The sequence below is a fragment of the Campylobacter sp. CFSAN093246 genome (assembly GCF_012889415.1).
Taxonomy (GTDB): Bacteria; Campylobacterota; Campylobacteria; order Campylobacterales; family Campylobacteraceae; genus Campylobacter_D; species Campylobacter_D jejuni.
Map to the genome: position 1 here is coordinate 1,674,779 of NZ_CP040613.1, position 6,045 is coordinate 1,680,823.

4 protein-coding genes are annotated in these 6,045 nt (G+C 33.6%); all 4 read right to left on the reverse strand.

The annotated features are described in order from the left end of the window. Positions 1–4 precede the first annotated feature (4 nt). Positions 5–886, reverse strand: coding sequence for a homoserine O-succinyltransferase (gene metA, locus FBE87_RS08750; RefSeq protein WP_002789808.1), 882 nt, complete (start codon positions 884–886; stop codon positions 5–7). Between the two features lie 83 nt (positions 887–969). Continuing rightward, on the reverse strand, positions 970–2,241 hold the full coding sequence (locus FBE87_RS08755; protein WP_002864798.1) for an O-acetylhomoserine aminocarboxypropyltransferase/cysteine synthase: 1,272 nt from the start codon (positions 2,239–2,241) through the stop codon (positions 970–972). A gap of 424 nt (positions 2,242–2,665) precedes the next feature. Then, the gene (gene flgE / locus FBE87_RS08760) at positions 2,666–5,263 is read right to left on the reverse strand and encodes a flagellar hook protein FlgE (RefSeq protein WP_002874205.1); all 2,598 of its coding nucleotides are present in this window, start codon (positions 5,261–5,263) and stop codon (positions 2,666–2,668) included. Between the two features lie 204 nt (positions 5,264–5,467). After that, positions 5,468–5,950: a crossover junction endodeoxyribonuclease RuvC gene (gene ruvC, locus FBE87_RS08765; protein ID WP_100626290.1), complete on the reverse strand. Its 483-nt coding sequence runs from the start codon at positions 5,948–5,950 to the stop codon at positions 5,468–5,470. Positions 5,951–6,045: the final 95 nt, after the last annotated feature.

A 6,045-nucleotide genomic window follows, 5' to 3' on the forward strand; every position in this document is an offset into this window, starting at 1 on the left:
ATCATCAAAGCACAAAAGGTGTGCTTTGATACACATCATAATTGAGCCAATTTGCAAAGATGGTGTTCGCATTTGAACGCCAATTGTATTTTATATTGCCCTTTTTATCATAATAATTTTTAGCTTTTTGTATGAAATTATCTCTTACATATTCTTGGTGTAAAGTATCTTTAAAATACTCTAAATGGCCTAAAATAAAAATATTCTTTTCATCTCTTAACAAAGCCGAGCCAATTTTTTTATTTCTAAGCAAAACTTTCAATTTCCCTTGTTTTTGTAGTGCTAAAATTTGCTCTTCATCCATACTAGAATGTCTTGAATGAGGCATTAAAACCTTTTCATCTAAATTCGTTAAAAGTAAATCAGGTGAAATTTTATCATGCTTATAAATTCCAAAAATTTTCTTATCTAAAGCGATTTTATCTACGCCATGAAAATGTTTTAAAGCAGCCATAGCACCCCAACAAATATACATAGAGCTTGTTACATTTTGCTTTAAAAAATCAAAAATTTCTAACAATTCTTTCCAGTAAGCAACTTTTTCAAAATCCATTTGTTCCACAGGAGCTCCCGTAACAATAGCACCATCAAATTTGCGTTTTTTAACCTCATCAAGACCTTTATAAAATTTTTCTAAATGAGTAAAAGGAGTGTTTTTACCTACATAGCTAGTAGTAGCTAAAAGTGTGATATTTACTTGCAAAGGAGAATTTGCAAGTAAGCTTAAAATTTGATTTTCTGTCTCAATTTTTTTTGGCATAAGATTGATGATTAAAATCTCTTGCGGACGGATATCTTGATGTTTTGCCCTCCTTGATCCCATGATAAAAGCATGTTCTTTTAAAAGCTCATAAGCGGGTATATTTTCTGGAATAATAAGTGGCATTTTTTCTCCTTTATTTAATAAACCTTATTTATGATAAAGCATGGTGGAATTTTTATCTCATTCCACTCAATGCAAACACACTTTTAACTTTCTATAGCTTGTTTTAAATCCGCTATCAAATCATCGCTATTTTCAAGTCCTATGCTTAAGCGTATAGTAGCTTTCGTAATGCCTGCTTTTTGGAGTTCTTCTTCGCTTAGTTGTGAATGAGTAGTAGAAGCAGGATGGATGATCAAAGACTTGCTATCACCCAAATTTGCAGCAAGTAAGAAAAGTTGAGTTTTATCACAAATTCTTCTAGCATGCTCATAATCTTTAGCTTCAAAGCTTAAAAGCCCGCTAGCAAAATTTTTATCAAAATATTTTTTAAATAAATTATGATAAGCATTACTTGCTAAAGTAGGATAATTTACGCCCTTGATATCAGGATGAGAATTTAAAAAATTCGCAACTTTTTCAGCATTTTGACTGTGTTTTTCTATACGCACTGCCAAGGTTTCAAGTCCTTGTAAAAGTAACCAAGCATTTTGAGGTGCTAAGCTAGCTCCTAGATCTCTAAGCCAAGTGATGATGACTCTAATACTAAAAATCGGCAAATCAAGTGTATTTAAATTCAGTCCATGATAACTTGGATCAGGAGTGTTAAAAGCTTTATATCTATCGTTATTTTTAAGCAAGTCGTTTAAATCTTTTCTTTCTATAAGTGCTCCACCCAAAGCACTGCCTTGACCGCTTACATATTTACTTAAACTATGCACGATTACATCCACGCCATGTTTAAAAGGTTGGAGTAAGAAAGGAGTAGCAACGGTATTATCACAAATGCTAACGATTTTATGTTTTTTTGCTATTTGGCTTATTTTTTCTATATCAGCTATGGCAATTTGAGGATTTGAAAGACTTTCGAAAAAAATCGCTTTTGTGTTTTGATCTATAACTTTTTCCAAGCTATCTAAATCATCGATATCAAATTCCCTAGCTTCTATGCCAAAATTTTTAAGTGTGTGAGAAATTAAAGTTTGAGTCCCACCATAAATTTTGTTCGAATACACGACATTATCTCCCGAACTTGCTAAATTGATAAGAGCATAAAAACAAGCTGCCATACCGCTAGCAACAGGAATTCCAAAAGCCCCTCCTTCGATATTAGCAAGTCTTTGTCCTAAAACATCGCTTGTAGGATTGCTAAGTCTTGAGTAAATATTGCCAAGTTCTTGAAGATTAAACCTTGCTGCAGCTTGATCCAAATTTTCAAAATTATACGCAGTGTTTTGATATATAGGCACACTAATACTTCTTTGAGTATCAAAATTATAAGCTCCGTGTAATGCTAAAGTTTCTTTATTGAAATTCATTTTTTATCCTTATTGTGTCAATGAAAAAATGTTAAAAAGCTTTTTATCGGCTTTAAACTAGGCTATTTGAAAATGTAAATTTATAGAATATGAGTATATACGAGTAGATTAAGCGTGCCAAGCACGCATACAGAAAGAAGAAAGCATTAAGTTAAAACTAATATAAGACATTTTTTCTCCTTTCTAAAAAATTATTGATTATTCTATCTTTAAAAAATAAAATTAAAATTAAATTTTAAAAAATTTATATCACATTGCTTAAAATTTTATTGCAACTCACCCCTAGCAAGAGTGAGTTAGCAATAAATTGAAGGCAGTTCAAGCCTAAGCCTAGTATTACAAGACTACCAAGATAGGCTTGTAAAGCAAGGCTGCTCCCTTTAAGGGAGCAAAAAACAATATTTTATAGAATACTAAGCTTAAATTATTGTTTAAGCTGGATTAGAGTTTGGAGCATTTGATCACTCGTTGAAATGGTTTTTGAGTTTGCTTGATAACCTCTTTGAATGATAATAAGCTCTGTTAAAGAACGACTTAAATCCACATTTGACATTTCAAGAGCTGAGGTTTTCATTTCACCACGACCTCCTGTTCCTGCTTCACCTACTACGATATTACCACTATTTGCAGTGACTTTAAAAAGATTTCCACCAATTTCCTCAAGACCTGAGTTATTTGCCACTGAAGCCATTGCTATTTTTGCTACAGCAAAGGTTTTGCCATTAGTAAATTCACCTAAGATATTACCTTTGTCATCCACACGGATAGCATCAGGTTTTAAGTTACCTGAAGTATAACCATCAGTTGCCTGTCCTGTTAGAGTTGAAGCAGAATTTGAGCTTACAAGGCCGTCATTACTTCCGCTTGTTCCAAAGGAAAGTTTGATTTGTTGATTTGGTGCGGCACCATTATTTGGTGAAAAATTTATCGTTCTTGGTGTATAACTAGCTAAAGATCCATCATTATTAAATCTTGCTGTTCCTACGATGATATTGTTTGGTCCTTCGCCTGTAGTGTTGATCTCAGCAGGTTCTGGCACACGGATAATCATTTGCCATTCATTACCCCCATCTTGAGTGGTGCTTTGCTTAACAAACTGCACTTCTAAAGTATGTTTTGAACCTAAGGAATCATAAATTTCAAGTCCTGCTGAAAAAGCAGAAAGCTTAAGTTGCTCGCTTTCTTTGATCTGATTTCCTATAACCAAAGGACCATCGAAAGCTTTAAAAATAGCAGTGAAAGCATCATTAGTACTTACAGTTCCTTGTTTGTTACTATAAGCTGTTATATTAAAACTCATATTTTTTGGATCTGTTGTAGTGGCATTTCCTACACCATTAATAGCATTTGGTGGAACAGTTGATTGTTCATTAGCATTGGAAATAGCAAAATGTCCATCTGCCGTTACTACTACTTTTATATTTTGATTAATATCAGCTGCAGCAAAAGTTCCACTTCCATCATAATCAACCCCATATCTAGCATCCCTTTGTAAAAGTTCTCTTAAATCTTCTGTGGTTCTAAAAGTTCTTACATTAGTATTTAAAAGTCCACCATTAACAGCATCCCAATAAGCTGCTGAACCTGGTTCAGTTGGTCTTGTAGTTGCATTAACACCAGGCTGGAATGCTGGTCCACCGTCAGGATTATACATAGGACCTATATCCACAGGGTTTGAACTATAAATATATTTATGTGCTGTTATTATTTGTGCATTTAGTCCACCAGTAAGCTGAACATTCGTAGCTGCTTGAGGAGGTTGTGGTGTAAATGTAATATTTGTAGCTGTCCATAAAGAAGAACCATTTTTATTAATAGTCGGTGTTCCAGCCTGTCCATTACCATTATTATTAAATGTAAATGTTTGATTGTTGTTATCCCATACAGCATTCCAAAGCTCACCTGCTGTATTGGTATTGGCAACCACAAGATTGATATTTTTCATATTATCTGTAGTACCATCGGCATTATCATTGACAAAATCAATTCCACTACCATCCTTATTTTTAACCGCTTTTACACCTGTTCCATCCCTTGTATCCGTTGGTGCAGTAAAGGTATTGATATAAGCAATAGCATCATCAATACTTTGAATATCAGCATTTTGAATTCTAACCCCATTTAAAGTTATATCTAAATTCACTTTTTGATTAGCTGTTCCCCAAAAAGCAGCAGTTTGATTTTGCTGTAAATTTGGATCAAAAGCATTTACTCCTACTTTATTGGTAGAATATGTTGCATCTGCATAAGATACCCAAATTCCTTGTCCATCTCTAAGATTAAGTCCTTGTCCTTTCGCGTTAAAAAGTGATCCCGCATCCACACCCTTTTCTGTCACTTCTACAGAATTCTTAGAAGTCGTATAAAACTGAGTGGTTCCTGTATCATTTTCATCTTCTGCTCTTTGGGTTTTAGTATTCCATCCATGAACAGAATCAAGTGCATAAAGATTTCTACTTGAAGTTCCTATATTTAAACCGCTATTTAAATTCGCTTTGATGGCTACTTCTGTAGATTGCGCTGCAGGGATATGCATACCGGGATCGATAAAAATATTTTGTGGAGTTCTTGAACTATCTATAGTTTGATCATCCCAGTTGATATTCCACCCTTGGACAACAAAACCTGCATTATTAACAAAATTTCCATAAGCATCGAGTTTAAAATCCCCACTCCTTGTAAGATAGCGAGTAAGCCCCCCATCATCACTCACCATAAAAAAACCATCACCATTTATAGCAACGTCAGTGTTTTTATCTGTGGTTTGAACTGAACCTTGAGAATGAATTCTAGTTGTAGAACTTACTGAAACGCCAAGACCGATTTGAAGTGGATTAGATCCGCCTCTTCCATCAGTTGGAGCTGTAGCAATTTTCACAGTTTGGCTAAACATAGTCCCAAAATCTGCACGAGAGTATTTAAAACCAGTGGTATTAACATTTGAAATGTTATTACCTTCAACATCCATCGCAACTTGATGTGCTTGTAGTCCGCTTACGCCAGACCAAAGTGATCTCATCATCTTAAATCCTTTATAAAATATTGCTTTAAAAAAATTTAACGCTTTGGCTTTAAAAAACTTTTGCGTTTATGTGAAGTTTACAAGCAAGTTCTGTTCCAACTTTTGAAATTTTTTATGAATTTTTAAAAAATTTATAGAAAAAATTTAAAGGTATTTTAGGAGTTTATGAAGCTTTGGGCTTTTGTGTAATAAAAATTACTAAAATCACACCCTAACTCTTAAATTTGCTGCATGGGTTAAAGCTACTGCAATAGCATCTGTGATATCCAAAGGCTTGATATCTTTACTAAGTCCTAAAAGCCTTTTTACCATAAAAGCAACTTGTTCTTTAGTTGCTTTGGCTTTTCCTGTAACGGCTTTTTTTACTTGTAAGGGAGTGTATTCTGCAAAATCTCCATAAATTTGAAGAATTTTTAAAGATAGGGCTCCGCGAAATTGTGCGAGTTTTAAAACGGTTTTTGGATTGTAAGCAAAAAAGATATCTTCTATAGCCACCTCATCAAAAGAATGATTTTTAAAAATCAAGTCCAAACCCTCGCAAAGCTCTGTGATTTGATACTGTAAGGTACTTGGCTTTATCTTTATAAGTCCTGCTTCTATGAGAATGTTTTTTCCTTTGTCAGCTTCTATGATAGCATAACCACAATTTCTCGAACCTGGATCTATACCTAAAATTTTCAAATTCATACCTTTTGAAAAATAAAATACAAAAGCGGATTTTAACCTTTTTTTATAAAATTTAAGATAAAATTTATACATTATGCAAAATTTAAAGAGAGATT

What these genes read in the sequence shown, in the direction of transcription:
- metA (WP_002789808.1), bottom strand. Translation starts at nt 886, where the DNA reads ATGCCACTTATTATTCCAGAAAATATACCCGCTTATGAGCTTTTAAAA.
- FBE87_RS08755 (WP_002864798.1), bottom strand. Translation starts at nt 2,241, where the DNA reads ATGAATTTCAATAAAGAAACTTTAGCATTACACGGAGCTTATAATTTT.
- flgE (WP_002874205.1), bottom strand. Translation starts at nt 5,263, where the DNA reads ATGATGAGATCACTTTGGTCTGGCGTAAGCGGACTACAAGCACATCAA.
- ruvC (WP_100626290.1), bottom strand. Translation starts at nt 5,950, where the DNA reads ATGAATTTGAAAATTTTAGGTATAGATCCAGGTTCGAGAAATTGTGGT.